This is a genomic window from Fundidesulfovibrio sp. (genome assembly GCF_058402725.1).
This window is the reverse complement of the sequence record NZ_JBZVFJ010000054.1, coordinates 1-23,831: the sequence shown is the minus strand read 5'-3', so window position 1 is coordinate 23,831 and position 23,831 is coordinate 1. Positions and strand designations below refer to the sequence as shown.

15 protein-coding genes are annotated in these 23,831 nt (G+C 68.2%); 7 read left to right on the top strand and 8 right to left on the bottom strand.

What is annotated here, in order from left to right:
• The 8 genes from ACV4UX_RS08955 to ACV4UX_RS08920 all read right to left on the bottom strand — a co-directional run.
• Positions 1-315: contractile injection system protein, VgrG/Pvc8 family (locus ACV4UX_RS08955; protein ID WP_491592964.1), on the bottom strand; the 315-nt coding region annotated here is incomplete at its 3' end.
• 245 nt (positions 316-560) lie between these two features.
• Positions 561-2,846 carry a type VI secretion system Vgr family protein gene (locus tag ACV4UX_RS08950; protein ID WP_491592963.1) on the bottom strand — a complete coding sequence of 762 codons (2,286 nt, stop codon included), beginning with the start codon at positions 2,844-2,846 and terminating at the stop codon, positions 561-563.
• A 25-nt stretch (positions 2,847-2,871) separates the two neighbouring features.
• Complete coding sequence (locus tag ACV4UX_RS08945; protein ID WP_491592962.1) at positions 2,872-5,217, bottom strand: type VI secretion system Vgr family protein; 2,346 nt, start codon at positions 5,215-5,217, stop codon at positions 2,872-2,874.
• 61 nt (positions 5,218-5,278) lie between these two features.
• Positions 5,279-7,513, bottom strand: coding sequence for a type VI secretion system Vgr family protein (locus ACV4UX_RS08940; RefSeq protein WP_491592961.1), 2,235 nt, complete (start codon positions 7,511-7,513; stop codon positions 5,279-5,281).
• A 44-nt stretch (positions 7,514-7,557) separates the two neighbouring features.
• Entirely contained in the window at positions 7,558-9,825 is a 2,268-nt protein-coding gene (locus ACV4UX_RS08935) for a type VI secretion system Vgr family protein (protein WP_491592960.1), read from the bottom strand.
• A gap of 205 nt (positions 9,826-10,030) precedes the next feature.
• Complete coding sequence (locus ACV4UX_RS08930) at positions 10,031-12,352, bottom strand: type VI secretion system Vgr family protein (RefSeq protein WP_491592959.1); 2,322 nt, start codon at positions 12,350-12,352, stop codon at positions 10,031-10,033.
• Between the two features lie 10 nt (positions 12,353-12,362).
• Positions 12,363-13,010: a DUF3540 domain-containing protein gene (locus ACV4UX_RS08925; RefSeq protein ID WP_491592958.1), complete on the bottom strand. Its 648-nt coding sequence runs from the start codon at positions 13,008-13,010 to the stop codon at positions 12,363-12,365.
• Positions 13,011-13,282: 272 nt separating this feature from the next.
• Complete coding sequence (locus ACV4UX_RS08920; RefSeq protein WP_491592957.1) at positions 13,283-14,077, bottom strand: AMIN domain-containing protein; 795 nt, start codon at positions 14,075-14,077, stop codon at positions 13,283-13,285.
• A 183-nt stretch (positions 14,078-14,260) separates the two neighbouring features.
• On the opposite strand from ACV4UX_RS08920, the gene ACV4UX_RS08915 reads away from it, so the two are divergent.
• The 7 genes from ACV4UX_RS08915 to ACV4UX_RS08885 all read left to right on the top strand — a co-directional run.
• Positions 14,261-15,469 carry an SEL1-like repeat protein gene (locus tag ACV4UX_RS08915; RefSeq protein WP_491592956.1) on the top strand — a complete coding sequence of 403 codons (1,209 nt, stop codon included), beginning with the start codon at positions 14,261-14,263 and terminating at the stop codon, positions 15,467-15,469.
• Positions 15,470-15,557: 88 nt separating this feature from the next.
• Positions 15,558-16,130 carry a type VI secretion system lipoprotein TssJ gene (gene tssJ / locus ACV4UX_RS08910; protein WP_491592955.1) on the top strand — a complete coding sequence of 191 codons (573 nt, stop codon included), beginning with the start codon at positions 15,558-15,560 and terminating at the stop codon, positions 16,128-16,130.
• Positions 16,127-17,518, top strand: coding sequence for a type VI secretion system baseplate subunit TssK (gene tssK / locus ACV4UX_RS08905; protein WP_491592954.1), 1,392 nt, complete (start codon positions 16,127-16,129; stop codon positions 17,516-17,518). Before tssJ ends, tssK begins: the two co-directional genes overlap by 4 nt.
• Complete coding sequence (locus ACV4UX_RS08900) at positions 17,519-18,346, top strand: DotU family type IV/VI secretion system protein (protein WP_491592953.1); 828 nt, start codon at positions 17,519-17,521, stop codon at positions 18,344-18,346. It begins immediately after the preceding gene.
• A gap of 6 nt (positions 18,347-18,352) precedes the next feature.
• Positions 18,353-21,862 (top strand): type VI secretion protein IcmF/TssM N-terminal domain-containing protein, encoded by a 3,510-nt coding sequence (locus ACV4UX_RS08895; protein WP_491592952.1) that lies wholly within the window; start codon positions 18,353-18,355, stop codon positions 21,860-21,862.
• 373 nt (positions 21,863-22,235) lie between these two features.
• On the top strand, positions 22,236-23,018 hold the full coding sequence (locus tag ACV4UX_RS08890; protein ID WP_491592951.1) for an alpha/beta fold hydrolase: 783 nt from the start codon (positions 22,236-22,238) through the stop codon (positions 23,016-23,018).
• An 86-nt stretch (positions 23,019-23,104) separates the two neighbouring features.
• The coding region (locus ACV4UX_RS08885) for a type VI secretion system ImpA family N-terminal domain-containing protein (protein WP_491592950.1) at positions 23,105-23,831 on the top strand (727 nt) is incomplete at its 3' end.

Here is a 23,831-nt window from a genome sequence, read left to right as displayed (position 1 = left end):
GGTGGACTGGGTGAGCCACCAGGCCCTGGGGCGCAGCACGGCCCGGCAGACGGCCCGCTTGCCTGGGACCGAGAGCAGCTCGAAGCGCTCCAGCACGCCGTGGAAGGGGATGTCCCCCCCGGGGCGGGCGATGGTGAACACGGCGGGCGCGGCCAGGGCGGCGTCGAAGTCCAGGTCCGGGTCCTGGGCCACGAGGGTGATGTCGAAGCGGTAGAGGGCGCTTAGCCCCTCTTCGCCCTCGAAGCGCGCCACATGGAAGGCTTCGGCGGGGAAGCCCTGGATTTCGAAACGGAATTTGGGATCGTCTTCGGACATGGCCTGCCGGTCCTCTACGAGGAATGAGGCGCGCGGAAGGGCGCGTCCTGGGCCGTTGCACGGGGGGAAACCGGGACGGACAGCGGCGGCCGGGCCTCGCGGTCCCTGTCCGGGGGGCGGGCCTGCGCGCGCAGGTCCCCTTTCATGCGTTGTGCATGAACTCCCGGTCGAAGTCCATGCCCCTCGGAGCGGGGCGGCGTCATGGTGCGGGCGCGTCTCATGGTTTGCGATGCGCTTTGCCGCGCCTAGAGCACGATGAAGGTTCCGGCCATGAGCACGTTGTCGGCCGTGACGTTGGTGACGTTCACGGTGAGGGCCGTCTTTTCGTTGATCATCTGGGTGAGCTGGGCGGCCATCTGGTTGCCCTCGGCGATCACCTCGTCCTTGGTGGCCGCCACCTCCTCCTTGGAGGCCAGGGTGGAGGTCTTGTTGGCGATGGCCTGGGTGTAGTCGGCGGAGATGGTGTCCTTCTGGGCGGTGAGCTCGTTCTTGGTGGCGTAGGTGCGCTGCACGTCGGCGGCCACGTCGGTCTTGGCGGCGGTCACCTCGTCCTTGGTGGCCAGGGTGTTGGTCTTGGCCGCGATGAGTTCGTCCACGGACTCGGCCAGGGTGTTCTTCTGGCCCAGCAGGGTGTTCACCTGGCCGATGAGCCGCTCCTTCTGGGCGTCGGCCTGGCGCACGGAGGCGCGCATTTCGTACCAGATGGGGGCGAATTCGGTGTGCGCGGCGAGGTTGGTGGTGATGCTCATGCCCGCGTTGAGCGTGTAGTTGAGGCCGATGGTGTTGCAGGAGTAGAGGCCCAGGTTGGTCTGGGTGTTCTCCACGATGATCACGGTGTTGGCGAACTCGGCCTTGACGTTGAACCACTGGGGCGTGGTGATGTTGATGCCGGACTGGGCCATTTCCTTGATGGCCTCGCCCGTGGCCTTGGCGGCGTTCACGAAGGCCTGTCCCAGGTCGCTCCATTCGGAGGAGGGGTCGTTGGGCTCCCCGATGCGCACGAAGTCGCCCTTGGGGGTGGAGTGCAGCAGGATGCGCTGGCTGCCTTCCTGGTCCTCCATGTGGATGCGGTTGCCCCCGGCGGTGGTGATGCGGGCCTGGGTCTGGTTGGCGTCGGTGACGGGGCTCGCGGTCTCGGGGTTGGGCACGGCCCCGGCGATGAGGGGTCGGTCCGGGTCGCCGTCCTGGAAGGAGACGATCACCTCCGCGCCCTTGTGCAGGGGGAAGTGCATGCCGTGGCCCTGGCCGGCGTAGGGCTGGGCCATGCGCACCCAGGCCGAGGCGTGGCCGTCCTTGCGGCCCGAGAGGTCGAAGGGAAGGATGATCTTGTAGCGGCCCTGGGCGTCCACTTCGGCGTATTGGCCGGAGCCCTCGGCGTCGATTTTGGCCGGGAGGGTTCCGGCGATGCGCGGGCGCTCGGTGGTGAGTTCGGGGCGGAACTGCACGTCGGAGGGGATGGCCGTGAAGGCGTTGCGGTAATAGAGCAGGGTGTCGCGGTTCTTGCCGAAGGAGAGGCCCAGGCCCGAGACGAGCCAGGCCTCCTGCGAGCCTTCGTGGCGGCAGCCGATGGTGAGGAACTCGCGGTTGAAGCCGCCGGTGAAGTGGCGCGACATCTCGAAGGTGTGGCCCGGGCGCACGAAGGGGATGGAGGAGACCCCGGCGTAGAGCTTTTCGCGGCAGAGAAGCTCCTGGGCGCGCACGCGGGCCAGGCGCTCGCCTTCTGCGATGGTCTTGAAGTGCTGCCCGTAGAGGTAGAGCGTGCCCTGGCCGGTGTTCTTGACCGGGGCCTTGGCCGTGAGGTCCAGGGAGGGTTTCTCGTAGTCGTAGTCCTTGAGCACCACGTCCTTGGGCAGGCGGCGCTGGTGCAGGGCGAAGTCCGTGACCACCTCCTCCTCGTGCCCCACCTGCATGGAGGAGGGGGGCGAGTAGCGCAGGCGGTGGCCCTGCGGCATGGGCTTGTGGGCCGTGAGGGCGTCGGTGACCACCAGCACGTCGCCGGAGGCCTTGCGGTCGAAGAAGTGGTAGAGCCCCTCGTGCTCCATCCAGCGGGAGGCGAAGGCGTAGTGGGTCTCGCCGTACTGGCAGACGAATTCGCGCTGGGGGTAGGTTCCCGAGAGGGCGAAGCGGAAGTCCAGCCCGGAGGAGAGTCCGGCGTCCTGGAACACCTGCTCCAGGGTGCGGGGGATGTCCTGGTGCAGGAAGATCTGGTGGTGGGTGGTCTGGGTGAGCAGCCAGGCCTTGGGCACGAGCACGGCCCGGAAGAAGGTGTGGGGGCCGGAGCGGGTGGTCTGGTCCAGGCTCTCCAGGATGCCGTGGAAGGCCACGTCGCCCTCGCGGCGGCGGATGGTCAGCGTGGCGGGCGCGGCCAGGGCCTTGTCGAAGTCCACGTCCTTGTCGCCCGCGAAGAGCGTGACCTCGAAGCGGAAGAGCCTGGAGAGGCCCTCCTCGCCGGTGAAGCGCACCACGTGGAAGGCGTCGTGGTCGAAGCCTTCGATCTCGAAGGCGAAGCGCGGCTTGTCGGGTTCGTTCACGGGCGTACTCCTGTGGCGGTGCGTTTCACATATACTCCACGGCCGTGGAGAGCACCGAGACGTTCTCCGAGAGCGTGTTCACGGTGGCGGCCATGTTGTTGATGTCCGCGGCCTGGTTGTTCACCGTGGCGGCCACCTGCTCCACGGAGGTGGCCACCTTCTGCACGGTGGCGGCCACCTCGTTCCTGGTGGCCAGGGTCTCGGTCTTCTCGGCGATGGTCTTCTGGCAGGCGGCCGTCACCTCCTCCTTGGAGGCGTTGAGCTCCTGCTTGGTGGCGCGGGTGGCCACGTCGTCGGCCACGGTCTTGATCTTCTGGTTGGCCAGGGTGATGTCGTCGTTGGCGGTCTTGATCTTGGCGTTGATCGCCTTGACCTCGGTGTCCACCAGCTTGGTGTAGTCCTGGTGGATGGCGGTCTTCTCCGTGCCCAGTTCGGTCTTGGTGACGTAGTTCTTCTCGATCATCTCCTTCATCTCGATCTCTGCCGTGGCGTAGGTCCACTTGCTGGGGAAGTGGTATTCCACCAGGCCTCCGAACACGGCGTCCACCTTGGCGCCGATGACGGTCTCGGTGTCGATGCCGCCCACGATCTCGTTCTTCGTGCCCAGGATGGTCTCGAAGCTGGCCTGGACCTTCACGGTGAGCGGTCCTCCGCTCCAGAGCTTGAGGCCCTCGGGCGACCAGGGGCTCTCCTCCTCTCCGCCCGATTCCCCTCCGGACTCCCCTCCGGACTCCCCCGAGCCCGAGCCCGATTCCGATTCGCCCGATCCCGATCCAGAGGACCCGGAACCGGAGCCCGACGACGGCGGATTGTCCTCGGGGTCGTTGTGGGAGCCGATGCGGATGTAGCTGCCCTGGGTGGGGCTGTAGAGCAGGATGCGCTGGCTGCCCTCCTGGTCCTCGAAGTGCAGGAGGTTGCCGCCGGAGGTGGTGATGCGCGCCTGGGTCTGGTTGGAGTCGGTGATGGGGCTCACGGTCTCGGGGTTGGGCACGGCGGCGGCGATGACGGGGCGGTCCGGGTCGCCGTCGAGGAAGGTGAGCAGCACCTCCGTGCCCTTGTGCAGGGGGAAGTGCATGCCGTGCCCCTGCCCGGCGTAGGGCTGGGCCATGCGCACCCAGGCCGAGGCGTGGCCGTCCTTTCGGCCCGAGAGGTCGAAGGGCAGGATGACCTTGTAGCGGCCCTGGGAATCCACCTCGGCGTACTTGCCCGAGCCCTGGGCGTCCACCTTGGCGGGCAGGGTCCCGGCGATGGAGGGCCTGGGCGTGACGGCCTGCGCGCGAAACTGCACGCCCGACGGGATGGCCTCGAAGGTGTTGCGGTAGAAGAGGCGCGAGTCCTCTCCGGGGGCGAAGGCGAGGCCCAGGCCCGAGACGAGCCAGGCCTCCTGGGAGCCCTCGTGGCGGCAGGCGATGGTCTGGTAGCGCTGGTTGAAGTCGTCGTTGAAGTGCTCGGCCATCTCGAAGGTGTAGCCCGGGCGCACGAAGGGGATGGCCGAGACGCCGGTGTAGATCTTTTCGCGGCACTGGATGGACTGGGCGCGGATCCATGCCAGGTTGCGGCCCAGGGAGGGCGTCTTCATGCGCTGGCCGTAGACGTAGAACAGCCCCCGGCCGCGCTGGCTCACCTGGGCTTCGGCCTGGAGGTCCTGGGAGGGGGTCTCGTAGTTGTAGTCCTTGAGGATCACCTTCTGGGGCAGCCGGGTCTGGCGCATGGTGAAGGCGGTGACCACCTCCTCCTCGTGCCCGGACTGCATGGAGGAGGGCGGCGAATAGCGGAAGCTCGCGCCCTGGGGCATGGGCTGGTGGGCGGTGAGGGTGTCGGTGACCACCATCTTCTCGCCCTGCGCGCCCTGCTCGAAGTAGTAGTAGAGGCCGCCGCGCTCCATCCAGCGGGAGGCGAAGGCGAAGTGGGTTTCGCCGTACTGGCAGACGTAGTCCCAGGCGGGGTAGGTCTCCATGGTGGAGAAGGAGAAGTCGATGCCCGGGTTGAGGCCGCCGTCCTTGAGCACGTCGTTCAGGAAATCCGGGCTGGCCTTGTCCAGGAACACCTGGTTGTGGGTGGTCTGGGTGAGCCACCAGGCCTTGGGGGCCAGTTCGGCGCGCAGGAAGGTGTGGGGGCCGGAGCGGGAGAGCTCCTCCAGGCTGGCCAGGATGCCGTGGAAGGGGATGTCCCCCTGGGGGCGCTTGATGGTGAAGGTGGCCGTGCTGGAGAGGGCCTTGTCGAAGTCCACGCGCTGATCCTTGGCGTAGAGCGTGACGTCGAAGCGGTAGAGGGTGGAGAGGCCCTCCACGCCCGTGAAGCGCACCACGTGGAAGGCGTCCTCGGGGAAACCCTGGATGGTGAAGGAGAATTTCTGTTTCGTATCGGGCATGATCCTTACTCCGCGCGATGCCGCGAAAGGATTGTCCGGCCGCCGGGAGTGGCGCGCCGGGTCAGATCACCTGCATGTCGCTGGTGAGCAGGGTGTTCGACATGTTCACGTGGGTGTTTTCGGAAACGGTCTGGGTGTGGGCGTCGGCGATGGTGGTCATGTTTCCGGCGGTGTGCGTCAGTTCGCCCGCCGTCAGGGTCTTGGTGGCGATGGTCTGGTCGAGGTTGCCCACGGTCTTGATCTGGTCGCCGATCTTCTGGTCGAGGTTGGCCACCAGCTGGGCCTGCACCATGTAGGTCTGGTCGAGGTTGGCCACGGTCTGGCTCTGTTGGGCGATCTCCTGCTTGAGGTTGGCCACGACGTGCTGCTGGGTGTCGATCACCTCGCCCAGCTCCTGGACCACCCGGATGGAATCGTTGATGATCTGGGTGTTGGCGCCCATGAACTCGGTCATCTTGCCGAGCACGGCTTCCTTGTCCGCCTCGGCCTTGCGCACCTTGGGGCGCAGCTCGTACTTGGCCTTGTCGAACTCCGTGGCCACGGCGCACTTGAAGGTGATGTCCGCCCCAAGGTTCACGGTGAGGTTGCCCCCCACGCAGTTGTAGGACTGGAAGCCCACGGTGGTCTGGGAGTAGTCGCCGAAGACCACCAGGTTGTAGGCCTGGACCTCCGCCTCGTAGCCCGCGCCGGTCTTGAGGGCCACGCCGTCGGATGAGCCCCAGGTGCTCCAGTCCGTGGGGTTCTTCGAGCCCAGGCGCAGGAAGCTCGAGGCAGTGGGGCTTTGCAGCACGATGCACTGGGAGCCCTCGAGGTCTTCCATGGAGAGGTGGTTGCCGCCCGCCGTGGCGATGCGCGACTGCGTCTGGTTGGCCGACGTGACCACCGAGCGGGCCGCCGGGTTGGGCACGGCCCCGGCGATGACGGGGCGGTCCGGGTCGCCCTCTTCGTGCACCAGGGCCACCTCCGTCCCCTTGTGCAGGGGGAAGTGCATGCCGTGGCCCTGGCCGCCGTAGGGCTGGATCATGCGCAGCCAGGTGGTGGCGTGTCCGGCGCCGCGTCCCGAAAGGTCGAAGGGCATCACGACTTTGTAGCGGCCCTGGTCGTCGAGTTCGGCGTATTCGCCCGCGCCCTCGGCGTCGATGCGGGCGTGGAGCACCCCTGCGATCCAGGGCCTGGGGGTCTTGAGTTCTGGGCGGTACTGGGTGGAGGCCGGGATGGCCGTGAAGCTGTTGCGGTAGTGGAGTTTTTCCCCCGCGCCGGCCTGGGAGAGGCACTTGATGCCAAGGCCCGAGGAGAGCCAGGCCTCCTGGGAGCCTTCGTGTTTCACCTCCAGGGGCAGGTAGGTCATGTTCCAGCCGGACTCGAAATGGTCGCGCAGGGTGAAGGTCCACCCGGGCTGGACACTGGGCGAGTCCGACTCGCCGGTGAAGAGCTTCCGGCGGCACTGGTAGGTCTGGGCGCGCACGGAGGCCAGGTACTTGGCCTCCTTCATGGAGCGGATGTTCCCGTCGTGCAGGGCGAGCCCGCCCGCGCCCGAGGGGGCGATGCCCGCCTTGGATTCCAGCACCACGTCCGGGATACGGTAGTTGTGGTCGCGCAGCTGGATCTCCCTGGGCAGGCGCTTGCATTCCAGGGAGAGCCTGGAGCAGCTGCCGCTCGCGTCGGGCGGGGCCATGCCGGAGACCTCGCGGTAGACCAGGGAGCAGCCCGGAGGGGCGCTGGCGTGGGTGTTCAGGTGGTCGGCCACCAGGAGCTTTTCGCGCGCGCCGCTGTGGTCGAAGTAGAAGTAGACGCCGCTGCGCTCCATCTGGCGGGAGAGGAAGGCGAAGTCCGTCTCGTTGTACTGGCAGACGTATTCGCGCACGGGGTAGGGCACCAGAGTGCGCATGTCGTAGTCGTGCCCGCTGGAGAGCCCCACGCCCGCGAGGACCTCCTGGATGATCTGGGGGGTCTGGCTGTCCAGGAAGATGCGGCTCTGCAGGTTCTGGCAGAGCGCGTAGGCCCGGGGCACCAGGACCGCGCGGTAGAACACGCGGCCGTCCACGCGCTGGAGCTGCTGGAAGTCCCGCAGTACGCCGCGCCAGGAGACCTGCTCGCCGTCCGCGCCGCGCACGGTGAGGCAGGCGTCGCCTGCCAGGGCCGCGTCCATGTCCACGGGACCGTCGGCGGAGAGCAGGGCGATGTCGAAGGCGTAGAGCTTCGAGAGCCCCTCCGTGCCCGTGAAGCGCACCACCAGGAAGGCGTCTTCGGGGAGCCCCTGGATGGAGAAGGCGAACCTAGCTTGTTCCGTGGTCATGAGGCGGGTCCTTTGAGTGCGAACGACAGGTTGGGCCGGGGCGGCTATACCACGTCCACCGCGCCTGCGGCCATGGTGGATACGCCGACCACCTTGTCCTCGGACTCGGTCGTGGTGGAGACCGACACGGCAGTGACCCTCTTCGAGAGGAGCGTCTGTTCCAGGTTTGTGGCCATCAGTTTGAGTTCGGCGGCGAGTTTCTCCTCGGAGACGAGGTTGGAGACCCTGCGGTCGATGCAGCTGCGGAATTCGTTGCGCAGGCGTTCCTCGCTCGAGGCCACGGTGTTCACCCGGGCGCGCACCTGCTGCACCTCGGTGACGAACTCGCGCTTGGCGTCCAGGAGCGCGTCCTGCGTCGCATAGGCCTTGGTCTTTTCCGTGACCACGTCGTTCACCACCTCGCCCACGTTGGTCTTGTCGCCGCACATGGTCACGAGGCTGGCCACCACCTTGTCCTGCTTCTCCTGGGCCTGGCGCTTGGACCCGCGCATCTCGTACCAGAAGGGGGAGAACTCCGTGTGCGCGGCCAGGTTGAGGGCCACGCTCACGCCCGCGTTGAGGGTGAAGCTGCCGCCGATGAAGCTGCAGGAGTAGCCGCCCACGGTGAGCTGGGTGTTCTCGCCCAGGGTGAGGACGTTGGTGGTCTGGGCCTTCACGGAGAACACGCCCTGGGTGGTGAAGGTGACGCCGCCCGCGCCCAGATAGCTGGTGGAGTCCTGGTAGTTCTGCCAGAGGGTGTCCAGTTCGTCCTGGTCGTCCTGGGTGAAGTCCGGGCCGCCCGCGCCCAGCTGCAGGCGCGTCCCGGCCACGGGGCTGGAGAAGTGCACGTACTGGGCGCCCTGGCGGTCCTCCATGTGGAACTTGTTGCCCCCGGCCGAGGTGAGGCAGGCCTGGGTCTGGTTGGCGCTGGTGACGGGCGAGCGCGTGAGCGGGTTGGGCACGGCCCCGGCGATGACGGGTCGGTCGGGGTCTCCCTCCGCGAAGAGCAGGGCCACTTCCGTGCCCTTGTGCAGGGGCAGGTGCAGGCCGTGTCCGGACCCGGCGTAGGGCTGGATCATGCGCAGCCAGGCCGAGGCCTTGCCGCCGGAGCGCCCGGAGCGGTCGAAGGGCATGATCACCTTGTAGCGGCCCTGGTCGTCGATCTCCGGGGTTTCGCCCGAGCCCTCGGCGTCGATGAAGGCGTGGAGCATCCCCGCGATCCAGGGGCGCGGGGTGCGCTGTTCGCTGCGGTACTGCACCTGGGCCGGGATGGCCGTGAAGGCGTTGCGGTAGAAGGGCCTGTCGCCGCCTTCCTCGCGCGCGGCCCCGGGCGCCAGCCGGGCCTCCTGGCTGCCTTCGTGGAGCACCTCCAGGGCCAGGTAGTCCTGGTCCAGGTCCTGCTGGGGGTGGTCGCGCAGGGAGAAGGTCCAGCCCGGGCTCAGGCCGGGGGCGTCGGTCTCGCCGAAGAAGAGGGCCTCGCGGCATTGGTGGATCTGGGCCTGGAGGTGGGCCAGGTAGGTGGCCTCCTTGGCGGAGCGGATGTTGCCGCCCTGGAGGCGCAGCGCGCCCTGGCCGGTCTCGTCGATGACCGTCTGATGCTCGATGGCCACGGCGGGGGTGCGGTAGTTGTAGTCGCGCAGCGCGATGTCCCTGGACAGGCGGCGGCGCTCCAGGCGCAGGCGGCGGCAGGTGCGCCCGGGCTGCGGAAGCGCGAGGCCGGAGGGCTCGCGGTAGTCCAGCTCGTGGCCGTCGGGCAGGGGCTTGTGGGCGTTGCGCGTGTCGGTGACCACGAGCTTCTCGCGGTCGCCGGCGTGGTCGAAATGGTAGTAGAGGCCGTTGCGCTCCATCCAGCGGGAGACGAAGGCGAGGTCGGTCTCCTCGTACTGGCAGACGTATTCGCGCTTGTTGTAGGGCAGGGTGGTGACCATGTCGAAGTCGTGCCCCGGGGCGAGCCCCGCGCTCTGGAGGCATTCCCGGAGGATCTGGGGTGTGGTCTTGTCCAGGAAGATGCGGCTCTGGCGGGTCATGCCCAGGACATGGGCGCGGGGGACGAGCACGGCGCGGTAGAAGGGGCGGCCCTCCACGCGGTCGAGCATGTGGAATTCGCGCAGGACGCCCTTCCAGGCGGTCTGCCTGCCGGGGGCGATGCGCACGGCGAGGCTGGCGTCGCCCTCCAGGGCGCGCGCCATGTCCACAGGCCCGCGGGCGGCCTGGAGCGTCACCTCGAAAGAGTAGAGCGTGGACAAGCCCTCCTGGCCGGTGAAGCGCACCACATGGAAGGCGTCCTCCGGGAGGGTGGAAATGGAAAAGGAGAAGGAAGGCTGCTGGTTCATGGTTCAACCGCCTGGGGGTTGGAAGCAGCGCCGCGCGGGTGCGTCTGCCTGGCGCAAAGCTCCAAGAAAGGGTGACAGCTGCGCGCCATGTCCCACAAGATGCCCCACGAAGACTCCGCGCTGTCACCGGATATGCGGTTACCCGGCGGAGAGTTTCGTTTCCAGGGAACGCTCATGGATATTCTCTATGATGTGCGGTGTTGTGTTATACGATCACGACGCTTCCAGTGAGGCGCGTATGTTCTTCGTTGATATGGACGTTTGTAATGGTCATGTCAGTTAGGCTGTTGCCGATACTTTTTACGTTGTCGTTTATGTATGTTGCAAAATTTCTGACATGTGTGACATCATTTTCACATCTTGTAACGTTATTTTGTATTGTGGTGACTGTGTTTTGGATCTCATCGTGCTGATCATGTAGATATGTTGTGTTGGCTATCATTCTTTCGTTGTTTGACGCGACTGTTTTGTCTGTTTCGGCAATGTGTTCTTTTGCAATAAACATGTCTCGTTGCAAGTCGCCAATGGCAGTTGAATTGTTGCTGATATGCGTGAATTTTTCAGTGGCAACTGTTTTGAATTCCGCTAGCTCTGTAAGCCTTGACATGATTTGTCGAGATTCCGCTGAGGCTGTTGTCTCTTCCGATACAAAATTCAAGTGCGAAATCGTGCAAGAGTACACTTTACCGATGTTGAATGTCTGTGTTGCGCCAACATTGAGCGTGAAACTGTCACCAATTGTGTCACACGAATAGATGCCGCCATTCCACTGCGTATTCTCTCCGATGATCACGCTGTTGGCCGTGGCCGCCTTCACGTTCAGCGCCCCGGGCGTGTACCAGGTGACGCCGCCCGCTTCGCCCCATGTCTGTGCCGGTGGGGTCCACGCGCCGCTCACGGTCGATATCTTCCCGTTGGAGGCGTAGCTGACGTTCTTCACCGAGAAGGTGCCGTCCGAGGTGTCGATGTCCGTGGGCGGGTCGTTGGGCTGGCCGATGCGCAGGAAGCTCCCTTCCTTGCGGCAGTGCATCAGGATGCGCTCCTTGCCCGCCTTGTCCTCCATGTGGAAGTGGTTGCCCGAGGCCGTGGTGATGGCGCTCATGGTCTGGTTGGCGTCGCGCACGGGGGAGGGCGTGGCCGGGTTGGGCACGGCGGCGGTGATCACCGGCATGTCCGGGTTGCCGTTCACGAATCCCAGCAGCACCTCCGTGCCCTTGCGCAGCGGGAAGTGCATGCCGCTGTTTTCCCCGGCGTAGGGCTGCGCCATGCGAATCCACGCCGAGGCCTTGCCCTGCCCGCGCCCCGAGAGGTCGAAGGGCATCGCCACCTTGTAGCGGCCCTGCGCATCCAGCACGGGCTGCTCGCCGCCGCCCTCGGCGTCGATGAAGGCGCTCATGCTCCCGGCGATCACGGGCCAGTCCGTGCGGCACTCGCTGCGATACTGCACCTGGGCCGGAATGGCCGCGAAGGCGTTGCGGTAGAAAAGCGCGTCGCCCAGGCCCCGCGTGGCCACCCCGGAGGTGAGCCAGCCCTCCTGGCTGCCCTCGTGGCGCACCAGGGTGGCCAGGTAGCGCTGGTTGAAGTCGTCGCGGTAGTGGTTGGAGAGCGTGAAGAGATACCCGGGCGCGAGGCGCGCGGCGTTGGACTCCCCGGAAAACACCAGCCCCCGGCAGGCGATCTCCTGGGCGCGCGCGTGGGCCAGGAGCCTGGCCTCCGTGAGGGTGCGGATGTTGCCCCCGTGCACGTGGGCCACGCCCTCGCCCGAGCGGCACACCAGGGCCTTGGCCGCGATCTCCAGGTTGGGGGTGCGGTAGTTGTAGTCGGTGAGCAGCACCTCGCGGGGCAGGCGGCGCTTGTGGGCGCGCAGGCCGTGCACGGCTGAGCCCGTGAGCGGGGCCTCCAGTCCGCTGGGCTCCGTGTGGACCAAGTTCTCGGACCCGGGCAGGGGCGGGTGGGCGGTCAGGGTCTCGGTGAGAACCAGGCGGTCGCGCCCCTGGGACTGGTCGAAGAACCAGTAGAGGCCATTGCGCTCGGCCCAGCGCGAGAGGAAGTGGAAGGGCGTCTCGTTGTACTGGCAGACGTATTCCCGCTTCGGATAGGAGCGCGAGGTGGCCACCTCGAAGTCCTGCCCTTTGCGCAGCCCCGAGGCGGAAAGGCACTCGGCCAGGGTGGCGGGGATGTCCTGGTTCAGGAAGATGCGGCTGCCGCGCGAGCGGGTGAGCCGCTCCGCCCGGGGCGCGAGCACCGCCGTGTAGAAAGCGTGGCCGCCCGTGCGGTGCTTCTGCCGGAAGTCCGAGAGCACGCCGTGCCAGACGCGCTCCGGCAGGTCGTCGCTGGCGGCGACGCGCAGGACGGCCGCGCCCGCCAAAGCCTTGTCGAAGTCCACCGAGAGGTTCTGGGAGATCAGGGTGATCTCGAAGCGGTAGAGCGTCGAAAGCCCCTCCTCGCCCGTGAAGCGCACCACATGGAAGGTATCCGCTGGCAGGGTGGAGACGCTGAAGCTGAAGGGGGGCTGGCTGGAGGGCATAATGCGGCCGTCAGCCCATGTGGATCTGTTCGGCGTTCATCACCACCTGTTCCTCGGCGATGATCGAATGGTTCTTGGCATGCAGGGCGTTCAGGTCCTCCACGAGCACGCGGCGCGACCCGGCCTGCACCTCGTCGTGCCCCTTGACGAAGCGCTGGGACTCCACGCCCTGGCTGGTGAAGCTCTTGAACACCAGCTCCACCGAGCGCGCCACGCCGCGCAGGCGCTTCACCTGCGCCTTGAGCGTGCGCCCCAGGAAGCTCATGCGCTCCACGGCCGCCAGACCCTCGGCGGCGTGCACCGTGAGCTGCCCCGAGGCGGCGGCCAGCTCGCCCGGACAGGCCAGGCGGATGTCGGCGTCGGCGGCCAGGGTCAGGCTGCCGCCGCGCGCGCCCAGGCGGGCGTCGCCCTCGATGCAGAGTTCCACCGGCCCCCGGCTTTCGAGCACCGAGAGCACGAAGGCCCGGCCGGAGATGTCCACGCAGGCCAGCACCAGGTCTTCGGCGCGGGGCTCCACCAGGCAGCTCACGGCGCGCTCGGCCCGGATCGTGCCGAAGCCGGTGCGCACGGTGAGCAGGCCGGGACCGGCCTCCACCACGCGGGCGTACTCGAGGTTGGGGGAGGGGGCCTGGGCCGGGGACGCGCTGGCGCTGGACATGGGGGACTCCTGTGGGCCGTGGCGGCCGGATGGTCCGGCCGGTTTCACCCGGCATACGCCATTTCCCATGGCGTGGACAAGCGCCAACACGCGCCCCGGGCGAGTTGCCGGAGGGACGCGCACGGTGGGGCCCAGCCGCGCGGACGGCGTGCGCGACAGGGCGCACGGCGGGTCGGCCGCGAGGGGAGGGGGAGAAAAGAACCTTGCGGGGCCGCGCCCGTGCGGCCAGGACGACGGTTCTGCAGCCCGGGTCCGGAGGAGGGCCCGGGGGCCTACTTGGCGGCCAGGCTCACCGAAAGGCCGTCCTTGAGCTTGGTCACCACGGGGTCGGCGGGTTTCGGGGCGTTCACGTCGCGGAAATGCAGGGTGATGCGCACGTAGTCGGGGTGCTCGCCCACTGCGGCGCGGGCGATGGGGCCCTGGGCGAACTCGGCGGTGCGCGAGGCGGTGTAGCGCCAGGCCCCGACGATGTTCACGGCCAGGCGGCGGGGGTTGTCGAGGTACAGGAAGGTGACCTTGTCCGTGGGGGCGGTGGTCTGGGCGGTGAAGGCGAAGCGGCCGTCGCCGGGTTCGAACTTCACGGACTTGATCACCCCGGTCTCGCCCTGGGTGAGGGGCGGCTGGGCGGGCTGCTCCTTGCGGGGCTCGGGGCGGGCCACCTCCTGGCGCACCTGGGAGGCGGGCTCGGGGGAGGGCAGGGCCTGCGGCGGCGGGGCCGTGGGGGCCTGGGGCGCGGCGTCGATGTGGAAGAGCTTCTCCAGGCGCAATTCCAGGGCCTGGAGGGGAGTCTCCGGCGCTGAGGCAGTGAAGCCCGAAGGGGCTGCGGGCGCGGGGGGCTGGCCGAAGGGGTTGGGCTCCAGGTGCAACGCGCGGCCGGGCTGGGCGGCGGGTTCGGGATGCGTCTGGGCCACCATGCGCGCTTCGCGGGAGCTCATCACGGCGTCCATCATGCCGTACAAACCGCCCCATACGGCGGTGATGAACAAAAGCCCGGCGGCGGCCACCCAGGTCAGTACGGCGGCAAGGTAGAACGTGCGGGAATACCCGGATGCCTTGATATCGAGCATGAAGGGCCACCTCGGCGCGCCGGGGCGGCGGGATCGCCTTCCCTGCATGCGCGCAACAGTGGTGTAGCCCGGCGGAGAAAAAGCTTCAAGAGCCTATTGAATGAAAGCGCTTCATGCAGTACATCAGGCAGCGTCCCGGCACGATACGACGATCAGGTGACGGCAATGCCTCTTCCCGTTCCGATGCATTGGCTCCTCGTGGGCCTGTGCCTGCTCGCCACGCCGGGCGGGCTCCTGGCCCAGGACGCCGAGACCGTCTACAACCGCTCCGACGCCGCTTCCGCCTTCAAGGAACTCAAGCCCCGCGCCGAGGCGGGGGACGCCTCCGCCCAGTACCACCTGGGCCTGCTCTACGAATTCGGCCAGCACGTGGCCAGGAACCCGTCCGAAGCCGCCCGATGGTACCGCCTGGCGGGCAGGCAGGGTCAGGTGCGCGCCCTCTACCACCTGGGCATGCTCCTGGAGGCCAACCCACGCCTGGCGGCCGCGCCCGGCGAGGGGACGGACGCCCTCAAGCGCGCCGCCGAAATGGGCGAGATGCCCGCCCAGTACGCCTACGCCGAGCTTCTGGCCTCGGGCAAGGCCCCGGGGGGCGCGGCCCAGGCCGAGCACTGGTGGCGCAAGGCCGCCGAACAGGGCGACTACAAGGCCCAGTACCGCCTGGGCATGCTCTTCCATCAGGGCCGGGGCGTCCCGGCCAACGCGCCCGAGGCCGCCAAGTGGCTGGCCCTGGCCGCCGAGGCGGGCTACGCTCCGGCGCAGTTCCAGTACGCCGTCGTCCTGGAGCGCGGCCTGGGCGTGCACCCCAACCCGCAGGAGGCCGCCCGCTGGCTCCAGAAGGCCGCCGGGCAGGGCGACGCCGACGCCCAGTTCAACCTGGCCGTGAAGTACGAAAAGGGTCTGGGCGTCCACAAGGACCCGGCCCAGGCCGCCCTCTGGATGGAGCGCGCGGCCGCCCAGGGCGACGTGCAGGCCCAGATGGCCCTCTCCCAGTGGTACGAGCAGGGGCAGGGCGTGGCCAAGGACATGGCCCAGGCCGTGCGCTGGCTCACCGAGGCCGCCCAGAAGGGCGACGCCCGCGCCCAGTGGCTCCTGGGGCGGCGCTACGCCGCCGGGCTGGGCGTGAAGCAGAACCAGGTGGAGGCCTCCAAATGGATGACCCGGGCCGCCGACCAGGGAGACGCCAAAGCCCAGAACGACCTGGGCGTGCGCTGCTTCGAGGGCCAGGGCGTGAAAAAGAATCCCGTTGCGGGCTATTCCTGGCTTCTCCTGGCCTCGGGGCAGGGCGACGCGGAGGCCCGCGCCAACCTGGCCTACGCCGAGACCCTGGTCTCGCCCAGGCAGAAGGCCCAGGCCGAAAAGGCCGCCAAGGCCTGGAAGGTGAAACGTTGAATCCGGTTCGGGCGGGGGCCTGCGCTCCGGCCCGGCCTTGACTTTTCCGGCGGGGCAAAACAGTGTCCCCTATGCAATGGAGTCCACGATGCGCACCCTGATCCTCCTGGCGGCCCTCCTGGCCCTGGCCGCCTGCGGCGGGGGCGGCAAGTCCGCGCCGCCCTCCCAGTACACCAACCCCTCCTACAGCCCCCAGACCATGAACTGGGCCTTCGCGCCCAAGGCCCTGGAGTTCACCTTCGTCTCCGACCCCTTCCTCAACGAGTTCGAAGGCGCGGCCCATACCCTGGCCATCTGCGTCTACCAGTTGCAGACCCCCACGGCCTTCCAGCAGCTGGCCGCCACGGCTCCGGGCATCTCCAAGCTCCTGGAATGCCAGAGCTTCGACGGCTCCGTGGTCAGCTTCCAGCGGGTGATCGTCCAGCCCGGGCGCAACGAGACCGTCACCCTCGACCGGGGCGAGAAGGCCAAGTTCGTGGCCATCGCCTGCGGCTACTACGACCTCAACCTGGGCACGGCCACCAAGGTCTATGAAATCCCGGTGAGTTCCGACTCGGCGGGCTGGCTCTGGTGGAAGGAAACCACCTACCAGCCCGGCAAGCTCTCCAAGAAGATCCAGCTGGGCAAGACCGGCATCCAGACCCTGGGGGACGGTTCGTGACCGCCGAAGCTCCGCTGTTCTGGCACCAGGGGCTTTTTCTCACGCCCCAGCACCTGCAACTGGTGGACTGGCGGCAGCATGTGAAGCTGCAGGCCGTGGTGCGCTACTCCCAGCGCCACTTCTGGGGCATCGGGACCCTGGAGGTGCGCGCCGACGCCCTGGCCGCGCGCAAGGTGGAGATCTCGCGCGTGGAGGCCGTGTTCCAGAACGGCTTCTATGTGTGCAGCCCCGACAACGCCGTGGCCGCCGCCCGCTCCCTGGACGAGGCCGCCCTGGAGGCCGACCGGCCCGTGGGCGTCTACCTGGGGCTCAAGCGCCTGAACCACGCCGGGTCCAACGTGACCGTGCAGCAGGACTTCTCCCTGAGCGGCACGCCCCCCTCCACCTTCGTGGCCAAGGCCGACCCCGAGGCCGTGCCCGACCTCCACGCCGGAGGCCCCCCGGCCCAGGTGAAGACCCTGCGCTTCGCCCTGGCCGTGTTTTTCGAGCACGAACTGCCCCACCTGGGCGATTTCCACCTCATCCAGATCGGCAGGGTCCGGCGCGAAACCGACAAGATCCTCTTCGAGGAGGGCTTCATCCCCCCCTGCCTGACCCTGGGCGCCGCGCCGGCCCTGGAGAAGATCGTCAAGGACGTCACGGATCTGGTCACCGCCCGCGCCCGCGCCCTGGAAGACTACAAAATGCGCGGCGAGCTCACCTCCAAGGAGTTCGACCCGGGCTACATGGTCTTCCTCCTGGCGCTCATGACCCTCAACCGCTACGCGCCGCTGTTCAACCACTACGTGGAAGCCTCCGTGGTGCATCCCTGGGACGTGTACGGCGCGTTCCGCCAGTTCCTGGGCGAACTTTCCACCTTCGCCGACGACTTCGGCGCGCTGGGCGAGCGCTACGACGGCGAAAAGCTCGTGCCCGACTACGACCACGAGAACCTCACCGGCTGCTTCGGGGCCGCGCGCAAGCTCATCGAGCGCATGATCGAGGGCATCGGCACCTCCATCGAGCTGCTGGTGGCCCTCCAGAAGAAGGACAGCTACTTCGTGGCCGAGTTGCCCGAGCGCGTCTTCAACCCCACCAACCGCTTCTGGCTCATCGTGCGCACCGACCAGAACCCCGAGGCCGTGCCCCAGACCGTGCTTTCCACCGTGAAGCTGTGCGCCACCCCGCTCATGGCCACGCTCCTGGTGAAGGCCGTGCCCGGCGTGCCCCTCAGCTACTCCAAGAACCCCCCCGCCGGGCTGCCCAAGCGCTCCGGCACCCACTACTTCCTGCTGGACTCGGGCAACCCCCTCTGGTCCGACGTGGGCCGCAACCGCTCCCTGGCCCTGTTCTGGGACAACCCGCCGGAGGACCTCTCGGTCCATCTGGCCGTGTTGAGGGGCAAATAGATGCGTCTGGTGGACTGCTTCATCGAGTCCGTCACCCTGGTGCTGGACGTGGCCCGCAAGCCCCAGGCCTTCCCCCGTTACGAGGACACCCGCGACAAGGTGGAGACGCTCCTCAACGGGGCAGGGCGCATGGCCAAGAAGCTGGGGGTCTCGGCGGCGGAATTCCAGGAGGCGCGCTTCGCCGTGTGCGCCTGGATGGACGAGATGATCCTGGGCTCCGCCTGGGAGGGCAAGGCCCAGTGGCTCCACCAGCCCCTGCAGCGCGTGGTCTACGACACCGTCAACGCGGGCGAGGAATACTTCGAGCGCCTGGAGGCCCTGCTGGCCAAGACCGGCAGCGACTTCACCTTCTCCGAGCCCGGGGCCAAGGCCAGCGTGGAGGACCTCTCCTTCGGCGACGACGCAGACGCCGCCCAGGCCTGCGCCACCCCGGCAGGGGACGCGGCCTTCGACGCGCAGGACGACGCCGACGACGTGGGCGTGGGCCTCAAGGGCGTGCTGGAGGTCTACGGCCTCACCATGATGCTGGGCTTCACCGGCCGCTACTTCCACCCCGACGACCAGGCCGCCCTGGGCAGCCTGCGCCAGAAGACCATCGCCCAGGCCCTGGGCCAGACCCCGCGCCCGCGCCGCGAACAGGCCGCCAGGCTCTTTCCGGCCCTCTACGGCCCCGACCCCTCCCGCCAGGCGCGCAAGCGCTTCTGGCGCGGCATGGACTGGGTGGACGTGGTGGTGCTGGGCGTGCCGCCCCTGACCCTGGCCGTGATGTACTTCGCCTACAGCCGCATCCTCTCCGGGACCCTCAAGGGTTTCCTGGGAGGGCCCTAGGCCGCCATGAAAAACGTCCTGATCATCGTGCTCAAGGTCTTCCTCTGGCTTCTTCTGCTCGCGGCCATCGGCGTGGGCGCGTGGTACCTTGCCCAGTGGCGCGGCTGGCCCGACTGGGCGGCCGCAGCCATCGGCGTGGGCGCGGCCGGGGTCATCGTGGGCGTGGTCTTCCTGCGGCGCTGGTGGTTCCGCCGCCGCGAGCGCCAGTTCGTCAAACGCGTGGTGGAGCAGGACACGGCCGCCATTTCCGCCGCACAGGGCGAACAGGCCAGGCTCCTGCGCGACGTGGAGGACCGCTTCGCCAAGGCCGTGGAGATCCTGCGCGCCTCCCAACTGCGCCAGCAGGGCGATCCGGTCTACGTGAAACCCTGGTTCCTGGTGATGGGCGAGACGGGCGCGGGCAAGTCCCTGGCCCTGCGCCGTGCCAAGCTGGCCTCCATCCTCACCGACGTGGGCCAGGAGCGCCTGCCGGCCCCCACACGCAACGTGGACTTCTGGTTCGCCGACGAGGCCGTGATCCTGGACACCGCCGGACGCTACGCCATCCCCCAGGACGAGGCCCGCGACCGCGAGGAGTGGGAGCGCTTCCTGGCGCTGCTCGTCAAGCACCGCCGCAAGGAGCCCCTGAACGGACTGGTGCTGGCCGTGGCCGCCGACAAGCTCACCGACGCCTCCGACGACGTGCTCGTGGAGCACGCCAAGGGCCTGCGCCGCCGCGTCAACGAACTCATGCGCGTGATCGGGGCCAAGTTCCCCGTGTTCCTCATGGTCACCAAGATGGACCACGTTCTCGGCATGAACGGTTTCGTGGACATGCTCGAAAACGGCGAACTGCTCCAGGCCATGGGCGAAGTGAACTCCAACACCCTGCGCCCGGCCGTCAACGCCCTGGACGAGGGCATGAAGCGCCTGACCACAAGGCTCAAGGACCTGCGACTGCTCCTGCCCTGCGACGCGGTCGGCATGGACCCCGCCACCCTCATGCTCCCCGATGAGCTGGCCCGCCTGGGCGGCAGGCTGCGCGTCTTCACCGGAGCGCTCTTCTCCGACAATCCCTATCTGGAAACGCCCGTCTACCGGGGCGTGTTCTTCTCCAGCGCCCGCCAGGAAGGGCAGGCCCACGTGCTCGCCCAGGACCTGGCCGACGTGGCCGCCCAGCTCTCCGAGCGCGCCGCCACCGATCGCGGGGCCTTCCTCCACGACGTGTTCTCCCGCTTCCTGCCCGGCGACCGCAATCTCTTCACCCCCATGCTGGAGTTCTCCCGCTGGCGCTCCCGCACGCGCTTCGCCGGGGTGATGGCCTGGCTCTTCCTGCTTTTCTGCGCAGCGGGGTTCTTCACGCTCTCCTACACCCACAACAACCGCGCCCTCCAGGTGATCTCCTCCCAGTTCGCGGAAATGCCCAAGCTCGCCGGCGGCATGGACCAGAAACTGCTCACCCTGGACCAGCTGCGCCGCCAGATCGTGCAGATGGAGGCCGTCAACCGCGACTGGCTCCTGCCCCGCATGGGCCTGGACCAGAGCCTCACGGGCGAGCGCCGCGTGAAGCTGGCCTTCGCCGGGCTCTTCCGCGACCAGGTGCTCACCCCCCTGGACACCTCCATGCGCGCCTCCGTGGACGCGCTGGACAACAGGGCCTCCGAGACCACCATCGGCATGTACATCGGGCACATGGTCTGGCGCATCGAGCTCCTCAAGGCCAAGCAGCGCGGTGCCTCGCTGGAGGAAATGCGCAAGATCCCCTCCTACCCCGACGCCGTGCTCGCCCAGGTGGACCCCAAGCTCGTCCCCGAGCTGGCCCCCTTCTTCAACGACTGCTACCTGGACTACCTCTACTGGGAGCCCTGGAACGAGGCCATGGCCCAGCACCTGGCCGACTTCAAGCTGCGCCTCACGCGCCTGGCCTCCCTCAAGGACGGCCAGATGCAGTGGCTCGTGGAATGGGCCAACACCCGGCCCTACCTGCACCCCGTCACCCTCAACGACTTCTGGGGCGGCGCGGGACAGGTTTCGGGCCAGGACGCCTACGTGCCCGCCGGATTCACGGCGCAGGGCAAGAAGGCCATCGAGTCCTTCATCAAGGAATTCGACCAGGCCGTGGACAACCCCAAGGCCTTCCAGGCGCGCATCGACGCCTTCTGGAGCTGGTACGCCAACCAGTTCTACCTCTCCTGGCAGCACTTCGCCCAGGGCTTCCACCTGGGCTACGGCTTCCTCCTGGACGACAACGACAAGCGCAAGATGGCCGCGCGCATGCCCACCTTCGCCGGACCCTATTTCGCCATGCTGGAACGCATGGCCAGGGACTTCCAGGCCCTGGGCAAGCTGGGCTCGCCGCCGCCCTGGGCCGCCGAGGTCTCGCGTTTCCACATCGCCATGGAGCAGGCCAAGGCCCAGAACAAGGCCGAACCCCTGCTCGAAAAGGGCAAGGAGCGCGTGGAGGTGGCCGTCCAGCGCATCCAGGGCGACATCGATCCGGGCGAGGCCCGCAAGTTCGAGAACCTCCTGGCCGCCACCGGCAAGCTCCAGGAGTATCAGAAGGCCCTCACGGACATGGTGCCCGCCGTGGCCACCCAGGAGACGGCCTTCCAGTTCGTCTCGGCCTCCATGGGCGCGGCCCAGGCCGTCGACGCCCCGGCGGGCGGCGCGCCCGCGCCCGCCCTGTCCGTGAAGAGCCCGGCCCAGACCGCCGAGGCCGCGCTCCTGTCCATGAACGCCCTCATCGGAGTGGGCGGTGGCGCGGGCGGCGACGCCTTCACCCAGATGGTGGGCGGCCCGCTGGCCTTCTTCGTGCTCTTCTCCACCGAGCTGGCCTCCTGCGAGCTGCAGCGCCAGTGGGAAAGCCGCGTGCTCTCCGAGGCCCAGATGATCCCCCAGAGCCGCTACCGCCAGGTGCTCCTGGACAAGAAGGACGGCGTGGTCTGGAAGTTCGTCAACGGTCCGGCCAGGCCCTTCCTCACGCGCGAGATCAAGGGTTGGGCCGCCAAGCCCTGGATGCAGGCCGTGTTCCCCATCCACCGCGCCTTCCTGAACTTCCTCGACGAGGGAGGCCAGGAGGTGGCCGAGGCTCTGCCGGAATACGACGTGATCGTGAAGACCGTGCCCACCACGGTGAACCCCGAGGCGCGTCAGAAGCCCTACCTCACCACGCTTACGCTCACCTGCGGCAACCAGCCCCAGGCCCTCAACAACTACAACTTCCTGGACTCGGCCTCCTTCAAGTGGAAGCCCGACGGCTGCTCGGACACCACCGTCACCATCGTCTTCAACGACCTCACCGTCACCAAGACCTACTCCGGTCCCAGCGGCTTCGCCCTCTTCCTCAAGGACTTCCGCACCGGCGGCTCCAAGACCTACACCCCCGAGGACTTCCCCGGGCAAAAGGACATGCTGGGGGCGCTTGGCGTCAAGCGCATCCAGGTGAGCTTCGTCTTCGAGGGCAACCAGCCCGTCATCCGGCTCCTCTCCGTGACGCCCACGAGCATCCCGCAGAGCATCAGCGAGTGCGTGAAGTAGGGCAAAGAGGCTGGGAACGCGCGTTTGCGACGCCCCGGGCCGCCAGGTCCGGGGCGTTTCGCGTCAGTGGGCTGCAAACCTGCTCAGCATGCTTTGGATAAACGCCCGGACCGCATGGTCCTGGGCGTTCCAGGTCTGTGAGGGGCTGTCCTGCCAAGCCCGAGTGGCGTTGCAGGGGCTGTCTCCTCCGGTCAAGGACTGTGGTCTCCTGGGAGTATCCGGCCCGGTTGGGCTGGCTCCCGTGTCGGGCGACATTCCTGAAATGCAGCATCACAGAATTGTCGTTCCCGCGGGCGTCCGGCGCGACCCGCCCCAGGTCCGGCGCGGCTTCCCGGTCATCCTTCGTCTGGCCCGGCCCTTGCTTTGAACGGGCATGGCCTCCATCCTCCTGCTCCACGGCGCGTTCACCGGCGGCTGGCTCTGGCGCTTCACGGCCCAGGCCCTGGACCGTCTGGGCCACGATGTCCACCGGCCAACGCTCACCGGCTGCGGGGAGCGCGCCCACCTGTTGCGGCCCGAAATCTCCCTGGCCATGCACGTGCAGGACGCGGCCCAGCTCCTCTTCCACGAGGACCTGGACCGGACGCTCCTGGTGGGCCACGGCTACGGCGGCCTGATCGCCCAGGCCCTGGCCCATCGCCACTCGGCCAAGGTGGCGGGAGTGGTGCTCCTGGACGGCGCGCTGGCGGAGCGCGGCAAATGCTACGCCGAAGCCGCCGGACGCGCCGACCTGGCCGTTCGCGCCATGCCCGCATCCGCCGACTGGCTCATTGCGCCGCCGCCGCCCGAGAGCTTCGGCCTCACCTGCCGGGAGTCGTCCCGCTGGCTCTCCGTGCGTCTCCAGCCTTTCCCGCGCGCCTGCCTCACCGACCCCTACCCCTACGGCGGGCGCGGGCAGGAGCTGCCGCGCGTTCTCGTGCGCACGGGGCAACCCGGCGGGGCGAAAGCGGCCCCGGCCGCACGGGCGGCGCTCAAGGGCGTGAAGGTTGTGGAGTTCCAGGGAGGGCCGCTGCCCATGGTCAACCAGGCCGGTACCCTGGCGGACCTGCTCTCGGGCCTTGCCGGGTCCATCTCGCAGGCGCGGGAGGCAGAGCCGGGAGAAGGCCCAGCACCGGCGCGGCGCGGAACCTGCCGCCGGGGCAGGGAGGATTTGTGAGGTTGTCTCTTTCCGGCGCTTCGGGGTAGAGTGTCAAGCCGCCTCCGCAGGGCGGCCGCTTCGCAACCCCAACCGCGCAGGCCCCCATGGACATCGCTGACATCGGCAAGGCCCCCATCTCGGCGGCCACCCCCGCAGGGACCGACCCCTCCTACGAGCCGGAGTTCGAGCAGCTCCAGGCCGAGATCGACAAGCTTTCCATGCCAACCGCCACGGGCCAGGGCATCGACTGGGACAAGGTGGTCCAGCTCTCGGAGGTGATCCTCACCGCCAAGGGCAAGCACCTGCCCACGGCGGCCTACATGGCCGTGGGACTCCTGAAGACCAAGTCCCTGCCGGGACTGGCCGACGGCGTGAACCTGCTTGCCGACGTGACCACCACCTTCTGGGAAGATCTCTTCCCCCCCAAGAAGCGCATGCGCGGCCGCGTGAACGCCCTCACCTGGTTCCGCGACCAGGTGCAGGCCTACTTCCAGAGCTACACCTCCGACGCCGTGTTCCCCAAGGCCCTGGTGGACCGCCTCGCAGCCGGGTTCGACGCCCTGGATCGCTTCGCCGCAGACAACCTCCCCGACGGTCCGGCCTTCCGGGACCTGCTGGAGTATGTGAAGCACCTGCCCGTGGAGGCCCCGCCGCCCCCGGCCCCCGAGCCCCAGGCCGCCGCCGCGACGTCGGCCGAGGCCCCGCAGGCGGGTACGGTCCAGCCCCAGGCCGCCCCGGCGGCCGCCTCCGCACCGGCCGCCGCGCCGCGCCCAGCGCCTCCGGCCTCGGGCAACCCGACGGCCAGCCTGGAATTCTGCCTGGGCCAGATGG